The 16,910-nt window shown below is 51.6% G+C and carries 12 protein-coding genes; 5 read left to right on the top strand and 7 right to left on the bottom strand.

What is annotated here, in order from left to right:
• Positions 1-191 precede the first annotated feature (191 nt).
• From D9N13_RS14175 to D9N13_RS14165, 3 genes are read left to right on the top strand one after another with little or no spacing between them, the layout of a single operon-like run.
• Positions 192-3,056: a valine--tRNA ligase gene (locus D9N13_RS14175; RefSeq protein ID WP_290593076.1), complete on the top strand. Its 2,865-nt coding sequence runs from the start codon at positions 192-194 to the stop codon at positions 3,054-3,056.
• 18 nt (positions 3,057-3,074) lie between these two features.
• Positions 3,075-3,740 (top strand): rhombosortase, encoded by a 666-nt coding sequence (rrtA, locus tag D9N13_RS14170; RefSeq protein WP_290591464.1) that lies wholly within the window; start codon positions 3,075-3,077, stop codon positions 3,738-3,740.
• Entirely contained in the window at positions 3,718-4,632 is a 915-nt protein-coding gene (locus tag D9N13_RS14165; RefSeq protein WP_290591462.1) for a DUF1853 family protein, read from the top strand. The genes rrtA and D9N13_RS14165 overlap by 23 nt, the downstream gene beginning before the upstream one ends.
• A 46-nt stretch (positions 4,633-4,678) precedes the next feature.
• Here D9N13_RS14165 and D9N13_RS14160 read toward each other — a convergent pair whose 3' ends face one another.
• The gene (locus tag D9N13_RS14160; protein WP_290591460.1) at positions 4,679-6,562 is read right to left on the bottom strand and encodes a 7TM diverse intracellular signaling domain-containing protein; all 1,884 of its coding nucleotides are present in this window, start codon (positions 6,560-6,562) and stop codon (positions 4,679-4,681) included.
• Positions 6,563-6,708: 146 nt separating this feature from the next.
• Between D9N13_RS14160 and D9N13_RS14155 the strand changes: the two genes are divergently transcribed.
• Complete coding sequence (locus D9N13_RS14155; protein ID WP_290591456.1) at positions 6,709-6,921, top strand: DUF1653 domain-containing protein; 213 nt, start codon at positions 6,709-6,711, stop codon at positions 6,919-6,921.
• A gap of 20 nt (positions 6,922-6,941) precedes the next feature.
• Here the strand turns inward: D9N13_RS14155 and D9N13_RS14150 are convergent, their stop codons facing one another.
• Both D9N13_RS14150 and D9N13_RS14145 read right to left on the bottom strand, forming a co-directional pair.
• Positions 6,942-8,108, bottom strand: coding sequence for a two-component system response regulator (locus D9N13_RS14150; protein ID WP_290591454.1), 1,167 nt, complete (start codon positions 8,106-8,108; stop codon positions 6,942-6,944).
• 119 nt (positions 8,109-8,227) lie between these two features.
• Positions 8,228-8,944, bottom strand: a complete 717-nt coding sequence (locus tag D9N13_RS14145; protein ID WP_290591451.1) for a TetR/AcrR family transcriptional regulator — start codon at positions 8,942-8,944, stop codon at positions 8,228-8,230.
• A gap of 247 nt (positions 8,945-9,191) precedes the next feature.
• On the opposite strand from D9N13_RS14145, the gene D9N13_RS14140 reads away from it, so the two are divergent.
• A complete protein-coding gene (locus tag D9N13_RS14140) occupies positions 9,192-10,904 on the top strand; it encodes a hypothetical protein (RefSeq protein WP_290591448.1) in 1,713 nt (570 codons plus the stop codon).
• A gap of 12 nt (positions 10,905-10,916) precedes the next feature.
• On the opposite strand, the gene D9N13_RS14135 is transcribed toward D9N13_RS14140, so the two are convergent.
• The 4 genes from D9N13_RS14135 to D9N13_RS14120 form a co-directional block, all read right to left on the bottom strand.
• Positions 10,917-12,986 (bottom strand): TonB-dependent receptor plug domain-containing protein, encoded by a 2,070-nt coding sequence (locus D9N13_RS14135; protein ID WP_290591445.1) that lies wholly within the window; start codon positions 12,984-12,986, stop codon positions 10,917-10,919.
• A gap of 275 nt (positions 12,987-13,261) precedes the next feature.
• A complete protein-coding gene (locus tag D9N13_RS14130) occupies positions 13,262-14,053 on the bottom strand; it encodes a citrate/2-methylcitrate synthase (RefSeq protein ID WP_290591442.1) in 792 nt (263 codons plus the stop codon).
• On the bottom strand, positions 14,050-14,880 hold the full coding sequence (locus tag D9N13_RS14125; RefSeq protein WP_290591439.1) for a citryl-CoA lyase: 831 nt from the start codon (positions 14,878-14,880) through the stop codon (positions 14,050-14,052). Before D9N13_RS14125 ends, D9N13_RS14130 begins: the two co-directional genes overlap by 4 nt.
• Positions 14,873-16,612 (bottom strand): thiamine pyrophosphate-binding protein, encoded by a 1,740-nt coding sequence (locus D9N13_RS14120; protein WP_290591436.1) that lies wholly within the window; start codon positions 16,610-16,612, stop codon positions 14,873-14,875. Before D9N13_RS14120 ends, D9N13_RS14125 begins: the two co-directional genes overlap by 8 nt.
• Positions 16,613-16,910: the final 298 nt, after the last annotated feature.

Below are 16,910 nucleotides of genomic sequence, written 5' to 3'. Positions count from 1 at the left end.
TTGGCAGTCTGTAGCCGCTCGGCAGGCAGGATATTTGACTCAGGAAACGCCGTGAACCCACCCCTGGAAGCTCGATGGCCGCACCATGCGGCTGACGTTCCTGAGTCAAATATCCTGCCTGCCCCGCTTAGTTCAGTTCCAAACCCGGCTTCTTAATTTTGCGCAGTTAAAGACAAGAGACACCGGTGACCATGGAAAAAACCTTCAACCCAAGCGACATTGAAACCCGCTGGTATGAAACCTGGGAAGAAAAAGGCTACTTCAAACCGTCCGGCCAGGGCGACGCCTACAGCATCATGATCCCTCCCCCCAATGTCACCGGCAGCCTGCACATGGGGCATGCGTTTCAAGACACCATTATGGACACCTTGATCCGTTGTCAGCGTATGCGCGGCAACAACACCCTGTGGCAGGTAGGAACCGACCACGCCGGCATTGCCACCCAAATGGTGGTTGAACGCCAACTGGCGGCGCAGGATATTTCGCGCCACGACCTGGGGCGCGAGAAGTTCCTGGAAAAAGTCTGGCAATGGAAGGCCGAATCCGGTGGCACCATCACCCGTCAGTTGCGGCGGATGGGGGCCAGCCTGGATTGGTCCCGGGAACGTTTCACCATGGATGAAGGGCTGTCCAATGCGGTGAAAGAGGTGTTTGTTCGACTGCACGAGGAAGGCTTGATCTATCGCGGCAAACGCCTGGTGAACTGGGACCCAAAACTGCACACTGCCATATCCGACCTGGAAGTGGAAAACGTCGATCAAAAAGGCAAGTTGTGGCACTTCCGTTACCCGCTGGCCCATGGCGCCTTAACCGCTGAAGGCCTGGATTACATTGTGGTGGCCACCACCCGCCCGGAAACCATGCTGGGTGACAGTGCAGTGGCCGTGCACCCTCTGGATGAACGCTACCAAAACCTGATCGGCAAAACCGTACTGCTGCCGCTGGTGAACCGTGAGATTCCCATCGTGGCAGATGATTACGTGGAGCGGGAATTCGGTACCGGCTGTGTCAAGATTACGCCGGCCCACGATTTCAACGACTACGAAGTGGGTAAACGTCATAACCTGCCCCTGATCAACGTGCTGACCATTGACGCCGCCATACGCGAGCGGGCAGAAGCCTTCAAACAAAACGGCGAGGTGGACGAGGTAACCGACACCACTCTACCGGCAGACTACGCCGGTCTGGATCGCTTCGCCGCACGCAAGAAGATTGTGGAAGACTTCGAGGCAGAGGGCTTACTGGAGAAAATCGACGATCATGCCCTCAAGGTACCAAAAGGGGATCGATCCGGTGTGGTGGTTGAACCCTTCCTTACCGATCAATGGTATGTGAAAGTTGCCCCGCTGGCAGAGCCCGCCATCAAAGCGGTGGAAAACGGCGACATCCAGTTTGTACCCAAGCAATATGAAAACATGTACTTTGCCTGGATGCGGGATATTCAGGACTGGTGTATTTCACGGCAGTTATGGTGGGGGCACCGCATTCCCGCCTGGTATGATACCGATGGCAATGTGTACGTGGGCCGCAACGAAGCAGAAGTGCGCGAAAAGTACCAACTGGATGCCAATCTGCCCTTGAGCCAGGATGAAGACGTGCTGGATACCTGGTTCAGCTCGGCACTGTGGACCTTCTCCACGCTGGGATGGCCGGAAAAAACGCCGGAGCTGGCAACCTTCCACCCATCCAGTGTTCTGGTGACCGGCTTTGACATCATCTTCTTCTGGGTTGCCCGAATGATTATGATGACCCTGCACTTTATGAAAAACGAGGATGGCTCCGCCCAGGTGCCGTTCAAAAAAGTGTATGTCCATGGTCTGGTGCGTGACTCAGAAGGGCAGAAGATGTCCAAGTCCAAAGGCAACGTGCTGGACCCCCTGGACATCATCGATGGCATCGACCTGGACACCCTGGTTCAGAAGCGGACCACCGGTATGATGCAGCCCCAAATGGCGGAAAAAATCGGTAAGCGTACACGCCGGGAATTTCCCGAAGGTATCGCCTCCTACGGCACCGATGCCCTGCGCTTCACGTTTCTGTCACTGGCCTCCACTGGCCGTGACATCAAGTTTGACACCCATCGCCTGGAAGGCTATCGCAACTTCTGCAACAAACTGTGGAACGCCAGCCGCTATGTGATGATGAATACCCAAGACCAGGATTGCGGCCTGAACCAGCATGAAGTCGAGCTGAGTGTTGCTGATCGCTGGATCATTTCGCGACTGCAACACACTGAGCAACAGGTGGGCAAAGCCATCGATGAGTTTCGCTTTGACCATGCCTCCCAGGCGCTGTATGAATTTGTCTGGAACGAATACTGTGACTGGTATCTGGAGCTGTCCAAGCCGGTGTTGAACGATGCAGACAGCACTGAGGCTGCCAAGCGCGGCACAAGGCGAACACTGGTGCGCGTTCTGGAAACCATTCTGCGTCTGGCGCATCCGTTCATGCCGTTCATCACCGAAGAGATCTGGCAGCAGATTGGCCCCATGGCGGGCAAGGCGGATGCAGAAGCAGGCGATACCATCATGTTACAGCCGTACCCGCAGGCCAACACCGAACAGGAAGACAGCGCAGCGGAAGCCGATATCGAGTGGATAAAAGGTGTCATCGTCGGGATTCGTAATATCCGCGGCGAAATGAACATCTCCCCCGCCAGGCAACTGCCGGTGTTGTTGCAAAAAGGCACGGGCGAAGATGAAAGACGCTTCAATGCCTATTCCGGTTTTCTCAAATCACTGGCCAAACTGGAAAGCCTTACCTGGTTGCAGCCGCAGGATGACGCCCCCATGTCAGCCATCCAACTGGTAGGCGATATGCAGGTATTGGTGCCTATGGCCGGCCTTATCGACAAAGACGCGGAAATCTCCCGACTGCAGAAAGAGATCGACAAGCGCGAGCAGGAAATCAAACGGGTGGAAGGCAAACTGAACAACCCCAAATTTGTCGATCGCGCACCCACCGATGTGGTGGAGAAAGAAAAGCAAAAGATCAGTGAACATCAGGCGGCGCTGAAGGAGCTGCAAACCCAGATGAACAAGATCAAAGCGCTGTAGAGCCGGGTTGCGCAGCCTATGACTGACAAAGAGGTGCTTAGCCAGGAAGCCGCAGCGGCGAAAAACTTTAACGAGTTTTTTCGTCAATGGTGGTTTTCGGTGTCGGTAATGTTGCTGATCTGCCTGACCACGTTGCTGCCTGACCACATCATTCAGCAACTGGCCCTGATTCATGCACCGATCAGCCACGGCGAAATCTGGCGCCTGGTTACCAGTCAGTTTGTGCATCTGGGGTTCAACCACACCTTGCTGAACCTGGTGGGCTATCTGATCGTTGCTGCCAGTTTTCGAGAAGACATCACACCGCGGGAAGAAACCATCGCATTAGGCTTCAGCGTAATCGGTGTAGGCCTGGGCATTTATTGGTTTAACCCCGACATCGCCTGGTACGTGGGCTTATCCGGAGCCATCTATGGCATCCTCACCCACTACTTGATCGTAGGCTGGCGGCGCAGCCCCATGCTGTCTGGTTTTTTTGGCGTATACCTGATCGGCAAATTCGCCTATGAACAGTTTATATCAGGGCCTGACACCGTGACCGCTGACATCATTGGTGGGGCCGTTGCCATCGACAGCCATCTGTACGGTGCCCTGACCGGGCTGGTGACCGGCAGCGTATCATTGCGCTGGTTTCATTCCAAAATCAATAACGCAGGAAGCAATGGAACTGCAGGCCAGGCTTAACCAGTTTCAGTCACCTCAGGTGCGGGATCTGGCGTGGGCCATTCTCAGCCCCAGCCTGATGAAAACCACCGATCACTCGCAGCATTTTTCCGATGTGTTTTTTCAACAATCGTTCTCCGACATACTGCCTCACCTCCAGCAGTTGGACCAGCACCCCGCCCCGTTGATAAGCCATCTCGAACACACCACCAATCACCGGCTGGGCCCCTATTTCGAACGCCTCTGGCTCTACTGGCTGCGGCACAATCCCCGCTATCGCTGTTTGGCCCACAATGTGCAAATTCAAGAGGACGGAAAAACCCTGGGTGAGTTCGATATGATCGTGCAGGATCTGGACTCCGGTGCAATAGAGCATTGGGAGCTGGCTATCAAGTTCTATCTGGGTATTCCACCGCTCAACAATGAGACCCACTGGTTCGGCCCCCATCAAAAAGACCGCCTTGATCTGAAATACCACCACCTGGTTGAAAAACAATTAAAACTGTCGACACAGGCGCTGGCAAAAGACTACTGCCAAAAACAAGGTTGGAATATTTCACGTACCAGGCTATTAAGCAAAGGTCGGCTTTTTTACCCGGTAAACGCCGAGTACAGCCGCCCGAACAACATCGAGAAACACCATCTTACCGGCCGTTGGATGACGCAGCCTGAGTTTGCACAGCAATTTGGCAAACATGAACATGTGCGTTTCCATTGGTTGAATAAAGATGAGTGGATGGTATTGCGAGAGCGAGAGGCAAAATGCTATGAACATATCCAGGAACGCTTCTCGCAGCAACGTTATCCGCATCCAGTACAATTGTTGGTGAGTCAGTGGCAGGAGAAACCGGTGCGACTGTTTGTGGTACCGGAAAATTGGTTACAGCACGCACTCGCTACCCTGGCGGCATGACCATCCGATGTCACCGCGGCCCTTTTACAACCCCCGCTGCGCCGCATCAACTCTCCAGTGTAATGAATTCAGCCCGGTTCCCACCGCTGCTTTTAGCCATGTACACCGCACTTTCAGCGGACATTAACAATTCCCGATATTGCTCCGGCTTCTGCGGTAGAACCGCTGCAACCCCCACACTGACGGACGCCTGAACCTGCGCCACACCAAAATCAAAGGGTTGCTCCGCCACCATCTCCACGACTTTCCTGGCCAGGTGATCTGCGCCCTTTTCATCCGTGCCGGGCAGAATAATACCAAACACTTTGTCCCCATATCGGGTAATACAGTCAGCCGGGCGGGATATGAGACGTTCAAGAATAGACGCAACGTTTTTCAAGCACTCATCCGACGCCACCACACCATAGTCGGCGAGAACATCCCGATAGTTATCCAGCTCAACCACAATCAACGACAACACCTCACGCTCACGATAGGAACGATCCCACTCTTTGTTCAAGGTGGTAATGAAGCTGTTTTCGTTGCCAACACCGGTGACGGAATCAACCTGATTCAATTGTTCAAGCCGCTTATTCATCTGCGACAATTCCGACAGGGCGTTGTGCAGATCCCGCGTTCGTGCCCGTACATTCTTCTCTAACTGTTCAGAATTCATCTTCTCCAGCTCCAAGGCATGCTCTTTTGCCATTAAAGCGGTACGCTCCATCTCACGGGCGTGATCTTCCACCTGTTGACGTCTGATCCGTTCCTGTTTAAGCCTGCCGGCCAACGCAAATGCCAGTAATGCCAGTTCAATGACTGTACCCACCTCGGCACCGTGCTCGGTAACGATGTTGCGCGGAATCAAGCCCAGTTTGTTGAGCGCCAGCAGTAGCGCTCCCACCAGAAAGGCAAACCAGGCAATGGAGAAAAAACGGGCATCCTGCCGCCCCTTACTCCAGGTAATCCAGCCCCCCACCACCGCCAGAAACGTCGCCGGTATCACCAGGGTCACCCCAAAACGTATGGTCCAGAATTCATCAATGAAGGGAACCGCAAGCAACGCCAGTACCGAGAGCACCACCAGAAAACTGTAAATCCTGAAGTTCCAGGCCAGTTTGTCGCGCATTTCGAGGAAGCTGTTCACAAACAGAAAGCTGGAAATCAGGCAGGCATGCAGCAATACTCCGGTGGCCTTGTTCTGCCACCATACCTCTCTGGGCCACAGCAGCTGAAAGGCAAACCCCTGCTGGACAAATTGAAACAGCCCCATAAGAAAGGTAAACATCACGTAGTAAAGGTAGGTGGTTTCCCGGGTGGATAGAAACAGGAAAAGGTTATAGAACCCCATTACCAGCACGAAACCGAAAAATAACCCATGGGCCAATACCCCATGCACTTCATGCTCCAGCAAGGCCGTTGCATCCATCACCGTTACCGGCATCTGTACCGCATAAGGGCCGTTAACGCGGATGTAAACCGACACGACCTCACCAACACCGACGGTCAGCGGGACAATAAAGTTTCGATGTTGAACCGGACGGGCGGAAAATTCAAAGCGTTCACCCAGCTGAAAAATATCCTCTACCTGATCGCCCGATAGCAAAAAAATGTCCAGATCACGAATCAGAGGATAGTCGAGTACCAGGCTCCACTCCGTGTTAACACCCTGATTACGAATATCAAAGCGAAACCATACCGGGTGGCGGTGATAACCCAAATTAGGAATGTCCACCGTGCTCTCTGACCATTGGGCTACCGGCGTCTTCTGTACAGAATAAACGGTGTGACGGCCGTTTTTGTCAAAGAACCACTGCATGTGGGGCCCGGCCCCATAAGTGGATTGCCCCTTGCGCAGCACCAGACCATCGGCAGCAAAAGCAGTACTGCCGATGACACTGATAACCATGATGGCGGTATAACTGAACGCCAGAAAAATAGTCCGACCCAAACAGTGACTCCCTGTCTTGCTATGCACCGTCATAGTAGCAGGAATTGCAAATTGAAAGCAGTACCACGTCAGCAACCTGGACTAATCGGTTGCCTGCCCGGCAAAATCATGATTCCATGTGACACACTCTTGCGAAAGGCACATCTATGTTGCAACCAGGACGCTACCGACATTACAAAGGCAAAGACTACGAGGTCATCGGGGTTGCCCGCCACAGTGAAACCGAAGAGCCACTGGTGGTGTATCGAACCCTATATGGTGAATACGATCTGTGGGTCCGGCCCTATCACATGTTTACCGAAGAAGTCACCGTCAAGGGCGAGGCCATTCCCCGTTTCCGCTTTATTGGCCCGTTGTGAAACAACAGGCTGCCTCAAATCTACAGTTTGTTCAGAACCGAACGCATCTCTTCCACGCTTGCCGGGCCATCGGAATTCAGAGTGTTGTTCAGGTATTCAATCAGTTTACGAAAGCTCTCGTCGATCTTTATACCCTCATTAAACAGCTCACTGATTGAGGTAACCCCCATTTGCATGATGGAGGAAAAGGTTTCTTCCTGGGATTCGGTCAGATCCAGAAACAGGATGGCTTCATCCACCCGCACCGCCATGTCTTCAACCAGATCCGCACAGCGCCGCATAACTTCCTGATAACGATTGTCCACCTGTTCCATCACATCCTGCATTTTAATGGACATACCTTTCATAACATCGCGCTCCATCTCCAGCATGCGGCTGCTGTCGATGGACTTGACTCGGGCATCGGCTCCCTGTAACAAGGCAAACACGTTATCCTTGATGCTACCAAAACGCTTCTCGTCTTCCGGCATATTCTTCACCAGCAACGAGACCTCACCATAATTCATAACACAGCGACGGCCAAAGTCCACATAGCGCCCCCCATCCTTCAGTTCCCATAGCAATCTCGATTCAAGGTCCTTGGGTAAGCCGTTTTCTTCGCTGTTCTTAGTTTCAAATGCACTGCGCAGCTGTAGGCTGCAGCTCAATTGATAGTGCGACAAGGTACGAAACAACAGCATGGCCAACTCATCCAGATTGCTGCACTCATGGCAATGCACCAGAAACTGAATATTGACGCCCAAATCACTGGTATCGGACATGGCGCTGAACGCCATCTCGTTGGCCTGTTTCAGACGACTCTTCAGTTGCCGGTTGGCGATGGTATGGAACACTGATTTATTCAGGCGGGCCAATAGATCCTGCTTGCTGATGCTGGCCTCAATGATGTCATCCGCTCCGGCATCAAAGTAGTCCATTGCATCCAAGCGGCGGTTTGCGGCGCAATAGATGACAATCGGCAGATCTTCGAATCTATCGTCACGCTTCAGGTGCTGACACACCTCCAGGCTGCTCTCCGTATTGTCCGTCATGTCAATGATGATCATCACCAGGTCCCCCTCTTCGGGGCAAAGAGCCTGGGGTGAATCACTTACGGTGACAGAAAATTCATCACTCAGCAGTTCCGCTAACAGACTGCTGCCTGTTGGGTTGTATATGGCAGCCATCCGGGTGGAATTCTTTGACACAAATGCCTCCTGCAATCCTACATTCCATTAGCCCCTCAAAGGGAAACAGGTACCTGAGCATAAGGATCAGGCACCTGTTGAAAGCTTAGACATAAAACGTGGAAATCGCAGCTTTTGGATCAGGCCTTGAGTGGCATCCCCGGCAATGACGCCCATTGGTCCGCGCTGGTCATCGCCACACGGGCGCTGATTGCGCACATGACGGCTTTATATTCCTCGACAATGGCTTGATCACAAGGCAGGTGCGCCAAAATGTTCATTGAGGCACTCTCCATCATCCAGATCAGGGAGTAATATACTTTTGGGTCGAGGTGCACCGCCTCCATCTCGAAGTACTTTTCATCAAATAATTCAACGATATGGGCCAACAGTGTTTCACGGTGGGCGGCCAAGGGTGACCCTGCCCGGCGGGCCTCTTCGGTCATCATTCGAACCAGGGGGCCGAGGTGGGTGTGGTAATCAAAGTAGACTTCAACACATTGCACAATGAACTCGCTCATGGAGCCGGATTCCTTGCGCACGGCCTTGAATCGAACCACCAGTAATTCTGCCGCGACCTGATAAATGCTCTCCAACACGTCTACTTTGTTCTTAAAATACTTATAGAACGTTCGGCGGGAGATATTCGCCGCATCCAGCAAATCCTGTACTGTGGTTTCTTCAATTCCCTTACTGGTGAACACGCCAATGGAATTGAAGAGCACATCGGCTTTTGCCCCTTGCCCAGGAACCGGGAAGTTGAACTTTTCTTTGGCTTGGCCGAGCTCTTTCTGCGTGGCCTTCAGCAGAATATCCACAAACGAAAGATCGTCTGGCTGCTGTACGTGTTGTTCCATTGCTGAAAATCCCCCAACTACTACTTAACGAAACGGGTTTTGCTAACTATTTTAGGCTTAAAAGTGAGCCATTAACAGAGCAATCATAATACTCTTATAAATACAAAAAATACACTTTGTATATACCGAGACAATTGTAGATCTATGCCTCAAAAGTTCCACAGGAAAACGGTGCCAATGCAGTTGAGATCAGCGGGAATCGCCAATAAACTGCCTATCCGAATACAATAATAATGAGCAGTATCCCATGCCTGAACACTTTACCGGCCGCCGAAATCTCATCTTTCTTGCCACGTTTTTACTCTGCATTCCGGCGCTGTTCACCGGATTCATGGGTGACGACTACCTGCACTATGCCCTGCTGAACGCCGATCTTCCCATCGCAAAGCCCGATGATCTGTCACTTTTTGGTTTATTTTCGTTCATTAACGGTGACCCGGAGCGAAACCGCTTGCTTATGGACTATAGCCTGATTCCGTGGTGGACCTACAGTGAGCTGAAATACGCTTTCTGGCGCCCGCTTTCCGAGCTTTCGCACTGGCTAGATTATCAACTGTGGCCAAACCAACCATGGTTGATGCATCTCCACAATATTGTCTGGTACATGGGAGCATTGGTACTGATCGCCAAACTGTACCAGCGCTTCCAGCCCGGCGAAGGGGCAGCGTTACTGGCGCTGTTCCTCTATGCCTTGGACAGCTCCCATGGCTTTACCATCAGTTGGATATCCAATCGCAATGCACTGCTGGCACTGTTGTTCGGTCTGCTGACACTTTATTTTCATTGCCGCTGGCGGGAGGAGAACAGATCCATCCTGTTGCTATGCGCTCTGAGCAGCCAGCTTATGGCGCTCTTTTCTGCGGAGTTGGGGATCTCTGTCTTTGGCTATATTGGCGCTTATGCATTATTCATGGATCGAAAGGGCCCGGTGAAAGGCGTGCTAGCGGCCATTCCTTACTTCGTTGTTATCGTTATCTGGTGGGTAATCTATAAAGATGCTGGCTTTGGTGCGGCACACGCGGATGCCTATTATGTGGACCCCGCCACCCAGCCCACCGCGTTTGTCGTGGCCGCCATTGAACGCCTACCGGTTTTGCTGGCCAGTCAGTGGGGATTGATACCGGCGGATCTTTACACCCTTACCCCTGGGGATAAGCAGGCCTATTCCGTGCTTTGTGGGCTTTTCCTGCTGTTTGTTCTGGTTCCGGTTTGTGCACTGTTGCGCCGCAATAAAACCACGCTGTTCTGGCTCTGCGGTATGGTGTTCTCCATATTACCTGCACTGGCCGCCTCCCCCTATGATCGTTTGTTACTGTTCCCGGGTATAGGGGCCGCCGGGTTACTGGGGCATTTTATGCATATGATCTGGGTGAAAAAGGAGCGCCCCGGCAATACCGCCATGAGGTTCTATACGCTTACGGTCTTCGGCATACTGGCGTTGTTCCATCTGATACTCGCCCCCCTACTTCTACCGGTTATGACTTACAGTACCAAGATCATGGCTGAGGCGGTCTCAGATAAGCCATCCTACTTTGATGCAGTCGAAGACATCGCCAATAAGCGACTGGTTCTGTTTTCACCACCCTTGGCCTCATCACTGGCTATTGCCGGACTGCGCTTTTATCGCAACGAACCCATGCCGGAACGCATCTGGACCATTACCACACTGGAGGGCGAATTTAATACCAGGGCTGACGGGCATAAGATGGTCATCACCCGGGAAGGTGGGTTTATGGCAAACCCCACTGAAGAATCCGTACGCAACCTGAAAAAGTATCCGTTTAAAAACGGCGACCGTGTGGAACTTTCAGGCCTGACCATTGAAGTTTCAAAAACCGGCTCAACTGGCAGACCAACAGAATTAACGCTGCTATTTGATGACCCGGTATCCAGCGATCAATATCAGTTCCTGAAGTGGAACCCGGCAGTGAACCGCTATGAGAAGTTCGAGATCAACTGATGGGCTCCAACGTTAGAAAGTATATCGCAAGGTGATGTCGCCATTCCTGCCCGGTGCAGGATAGTCGTATTCAATCCGTGTCCAGCTGGGAGAACGCCACTGAGAATCAAATACATTGCGTAAACTGAAAGCCAGTTCGCACCCTTGCCAGAGATTGGTGCGGCGTACTGTCAAATTCCAGACCGAGTCACTTTTCACCGGAGGCCGATCATCACCTGGCTCTCGCTGTATCCGGCCGAACCAATGCATCTCAACATTGGCGTGCCAGTTCGATGACAGCACCCAATCTGCCCGTGCGTAAGCCTGATTATTGGGGGCAAACCCCACGTCATCATCAACTGCTAAATTATTAGCTTCCTGATACGAATAATTTGCGCTGAGCTGTACATTTTCTCTTAATTCATGGCCAAGCTCCAGCTCAACCCCCCTGCCATTACGCTCACCAACATTGGCGGCCACCAGATCATCTCCCACTCCGGTAGGCTCGTAAAGAATCATGTCTTTAATCTTGTAGTAAAAGAAATTGAAACTGTAATAACTGCCAGCCTCCAGTTGATGGTGGAACGCCAGCTCGTAAGTATCGATAATCTCTGGATCAAGATCCGGGTTTCCCAATACCACTGGATTGGAAATAATATACAGTTCAGACAAACTGGGGGCTCTGAACGCCCTCCCATACAGGAGTCTTGTCGTCCAGGAGTTCGTGGTTTGCCACACTAAAGCCACCCGCGGGTTGATCGTATCTCCAAAATCCGAATAATGATCGTAACGAAGCCCTGACACCAGCTGCCAATCTTTATTTACTTGCCATTCATCCTGCAGCGAGAGGAAATACAATGTCCGGTCCTCTTCTGGCAACCAGACTTCATCGGTATCACTGACATCGACTAGGCCTTCTGGCTTGGGTGAGAAATCGGTTTCAAAATTCTTTTCTTCGGTTGTTTCATACACGTCACCATAGGTAATACCCGCCGCCACTCTCAAGCGATGACCGTCCCAACCACTGTATATACCGTATTGCTGTAACGTAACCTGGGTTTCCTTATTGCCTGGATTGCCAATAAAACCATCGGGAAATGCCCCACCAAAAGCACCCTCCGGGTATAGCAAATTATTTTCCTTGGGCTCCTGCGACGCGTAATAACCACTCACTTGGGAGACTAGAGTTAAGTCGTCATCCAACAAGGTCGTAGTGTAAGACAGGTCCAGGTTCCCAATATCAGATCGATAACTGGAATTGGGGTCCAGTGCGCCGGCAACGCCATCACCAGACTCCAGGTTATTGCGATTTTGATACCCAAACCGTACACGCCACTCGTCTTTACTAACGTCCACCCTCAGGTCCACATTGTCGTACCCGGTGTTTATTGGCCCCGGGGCATTTGAAATATCAGTGCCAAGCCTAGCGTCCCATGAGGTCTGGTCATCGGATTCAATGATTTCCTTATGGCCATCCGTGGTGCCGGCTTCCAGACTGAACATCACATCCCAGTTACCCACCTGGCCACCATACTGAACCCAGGCATCATAGGTATTGAAGCTACCACCCCGGAACCCTACTTGAGTACCGGCAATATCCTCGCTGGTCTTGGTAATCACATTGATCACACCGGCAAACGCATCAGCACCATAGAGCGCAGAACCCGGGCCCCGAATCACTTCAATGCGCTTCACCGCTTCAACGGGCATACCGCCCCACACGTTGCCTTTGTTACCGGTGGGCAGTGATTTCTGAGGAAAACCATTGATCATCAACAACGCCTGGGGATTCAAGCTGCCGTAGATCCCGCGGAATATGTAGGTGGGAGCATAACCTTGCTCTGAGCGTCCGACGTACAAGCCAGGCACCGACATCAAAGCATCTTCAATGTCTCTGGCCCCCATATTTCTTAGGTCATCGGCGGTGATGACCGTGACAATGGCCGCGGCACGGTTAAGCGGGGCCGGGCTGCCCGTGGCCACCCGGGTAATCTGCACGTTCATCAGTTCGGCGAGCGACAAATCCCATAGTTCGGACTCAGTCTGACTCAGTGCTTGATCGGACATCGTAATTGCGAGCAATAACGTGGAGACACGTTTCATAGATAACTCCCTGGTGCCATATCTGACAAGGCTGGAAGCTCAATTACTACTCATCCCTGAAACCGAACTGTTTTCCAATTGTCATTATGGAAACACGTACAGTGCGTGCTTACCTTTATCCATTATTCAGGCACCCCATATAATCCAGGAAGCCATTTTTATTCCTTTTTAATAATCTAGCAGCATTACACCGAAATGCAACGAAACTAAAATGAGATTCTAAGTTTCTCATAGAAACCCGGAACTCGAATCGCTCTCAGGCACACTGAAACACGTCACCATACCCGTTCAGGTGGGCCGCAATAGGCTATCCCATCACAGGTAACCGGAAAAAAGCTCCCTTCTTTTCTCCTTTTCGCATCCAGATAGCAGGGCACCATACCTGCGACAAACACCAACGTCAGGAATAACTGATATTCTTCCGTTGATAAGCCCATATCCGCCATGGTACTGGCACTGATGGCTGCAATATTCAGAGACAAACCACGCGTTTTCTTCAAGTAACGATGCACGTCCAAGGCCAACTTGAAGTATCGCCCTTCATCCAGGCCAAGTTCTGAAATCACATTCAATGTATGAGCGACACGTTCATCCAAGCGTACCAATGGCCTGCCGTAGCCAAACACTACTTTTCTCTGTGCCACTTCCGCCTCAATCACCTGTTCGAGCGCCTCACCTTCATCGATCTTCTTAGCCGCCCGATAGAAGAAATCCATTGCCCTGCGATCGGGCTTACGACCGTAAAGTCTGGCTTCGGAAACAGCCAGGCCGGCTACCAGGGACAGCGATGGCGTAGAACGGGCAGTTGCTGCCAACGCCGTCACCTGATTGGGCCAGATAGCCGCATCCGGATAGCTGGTAGCCACCCACATGAAATTCAGGTAGCGAATCTGATTCTCAGTGAACTCTTTTCCGGTAATGGCGTACATGAACACGCTTAACCAGTCTTTTTTACCGAGTTCATGATGCAGGTCCTGCCCCCGCATCACCACTCTCTCGGCCAAAAACGCCTTACCGAGCGCCCCTTCCAATGTGCTTACCGCACCCATCAAATCTTCAATACTCATAGCTCAAACCTGCTAATGTCCGGCATGGGAAACGCGCCAGGATCATCACTTAAGTGTATCGCCGGGCCATAGGCCGGAAATTTCTTCCAGCCAAGGTTTTCCTGTTCCAAAGCGTGTACTGCTGCTCCTGGCAGCCTCAGCATCAAATACATCATGATGGATTGAGAGCCGGATAGGCCAAGATCTGAAAAAGCGGCAGCTGCGACTGCTGTCATCGCCAACGGAAACCCTGTCATATGCTCCAAATTCTCTCGGTTCTGACGGAGCCAGCCAAGATTGGATTCAGGCATCAGGTCACCCAGCAACGACAAAGATTGCTGAACAGGGGTCGGGCATGAAACACCATGCGGATCGAAACCCGGCGGATGTTCTATTGGAGACCATACGTCCTCCTGGTAACCTTGGTTTGGGTCACTCAGATACTCTTTCCACTTTGACAAATCACGTCCTAATCGCTGCCACGCCTTTACCAGCAGGAACACCTCGTGAGATCCACCATACTGTCCGGCACCGACAGCCAGTGCCGCTATCAGTGAAGCGGCATCAACCGAGCCCCCAACGCCCCCATTCATTGCCGCTCTGACACTGGGTTCACGTGGGCCGGGATTAGCTAATGCAATGGCCAGCTTTTCAAACAACACAATCTGTTGTCGACAGGGTTTATCGCCTGAAAACAATAACAGAATATACTCAGACCAAGAACTCTTGCGGATCACTTCCCCGTAAACATCATAACCATGAGCCAGGCAACGCCTGGCAACAAATGGGTTATCGCTTTCAGGCTCTTCATACCAAACAGCAGAATGGAATTTAAATGGTTCAGACATAAATCTCTCCCTTATCGGCACCGCTCAACACGCGCATGCGATTACCCATGGGTGGCACTTCCGTAGCATCAATCCGCACGTCCAACAGACAAGGCCCACCATGGGCAAGCAAATGGTCTAAATCGATCTGCTGTAAATCTTCGAAAGAATGAACGGGATAGGCTTGAACCCCCATGGCCTCTGCCATTAACGCAAAATTTACCCGAGGCAATTCAGTGCCGATATTCTCAGCGCCGGCTAGATTTTGCCCGTGCCGGACCATACCAAGACTGGAATCATTCAGAATAATAAAAAGTACGTTCAGATTTTCTTGCAGGGCCGTAGTGATCTCCTGACCACTCATCAGCGCACTACCATCCCCGGTAATACAAATAACCGGTTCGCCTTTTGAACCTGCCGCCGCGCCAACCGAAGCCCCAATGGCCCACCCCATGGAAGAAAAGCCAATGCCGATATGAAAAGGGCTACGACCATTATCCAGTGTTTTCTGAATTCGCCAGTAGTGAATAGCCCATAAGTAACTGCTGCCACTATCTGCGTAAACACGGGCCTGCGGCGTTATGCTCTGACTCAAATACCAGAACAACGCTTGAGGTTTGATGGGGCTACGCTTGTCAACACAGTTCACACCTCCATCAAGTGTGTAATTGGTCGGTAACCCACTGGAAGACAGCTCACATAAATCCCAGCGAGAGGATTTTTGGACATTCAATCTATGATTGAGACGTTTCAGCAGTAATCTGGGGGAGCCCAGGATACAGCGTAACGCACTGGTTGAACGACTTAAGTGATCCGGGTTGTTTGAAATATGGATCAATCGCTTGCGATCAAGCCCCGTGGATTGATCCCAGCCGCCAGTGGTAATTTCATCCAACGCGGTGCCAATCACAACGATACGTTGGGCATTTTCCTGCAGCATCGCACTGCGGGCGCTATAATGCCCGGCAAACCCGAATACACCCCGATATAAACGATGGTTCTCGGGAATTAACCCTTTCGCCCTGGGTGTTGTCACAAGATTCCATTGCCGGGATTCAGCCAATGCAAGAATGTCATCTACCGAATTGGCGCACCCCTCACCGACAAGAATCGTGACAAACTTCTGGTCGCACAGCTCATCGTAAAGCAACCTTTCTGCATCGTAAGTGGGCACAACCTCATGATCGATAAACGCCCATAGATTGCCACTACACCCTTCCGAGTGCACCTCAGTGCGCATAATATCCACGGGCACGCTCAGGTGCACCGGGCCAGGAATATTGCCCATTGCATGGCTTATAGCCATCACAAGCTTTCGTTCCAACTGTGCGGGATGAGAAATCAGCGTATTAAAACGGGTACAGTCCTCAAACATCTTGACCGTATTAATACTGGTACATGAGCCTTCCTGGAGCGCTCCCATACCAAATGTATGCAAAGATGGTTGACCGGTTATGGCCAGTACTGGTGTCGAATCTGCGTAGGCACTTGCAATACCTGTCAGCATATTGGTTGCACCCGGGCCTGAGGTTGCACAGCACACTCCTAGCTTACCTGTTTCCCTGGCATAACCTTCCGCCATAAACGCAGCACCAGTTTCATGGCGCGCTATGACAGCTTTTGGACCTCCATTTCTTTCGCTACGAGCGAGAGCATTGTAAAGTGGTTCTATTGCTCCGCCGGGTACACCAAAAATGTATTCGACACCTAATCTCTCCAAATAGCGGAGAATCAGATCGCCGTAATCATTCATTTTGGTTTCCTACTACGTCTAACTAGACAAGGAAGCAATACCTTACAGGGTTTGGAACGATTAAACCTTCACCAGCGAATAAAAGAAACAAATTAGTGCAGCTTTTGAACAAAGCAGACACTTCTAGACTAATTAGTCTTACAAAGAGCAAAACTCGCACGGTCGTTTTCAATTCCATGTGCCATAGCCGATTTCAATTGGTGCAAGCGTCCAGCCAATAAAAAACCCCGCACAATAGACTTGAGCGGGGTTTTTTATTGAATTAGGAGCCTGACGATGACCTACTCTCACATGGCGA

It is taken from the genome of Ketobacter sp. GenoA1 (genome assembly GCF_003671475.1).
GTDB lineage: Bacteria > Pseudomonadota > Gammaproteobacteria > Pseudomonadales > Ketobacteraceae > Ketobacter.
Note: the sequence above shows the minus strand (reverse complement) of the source record. Positions and strands in the feature narration are given on the sequence as shown.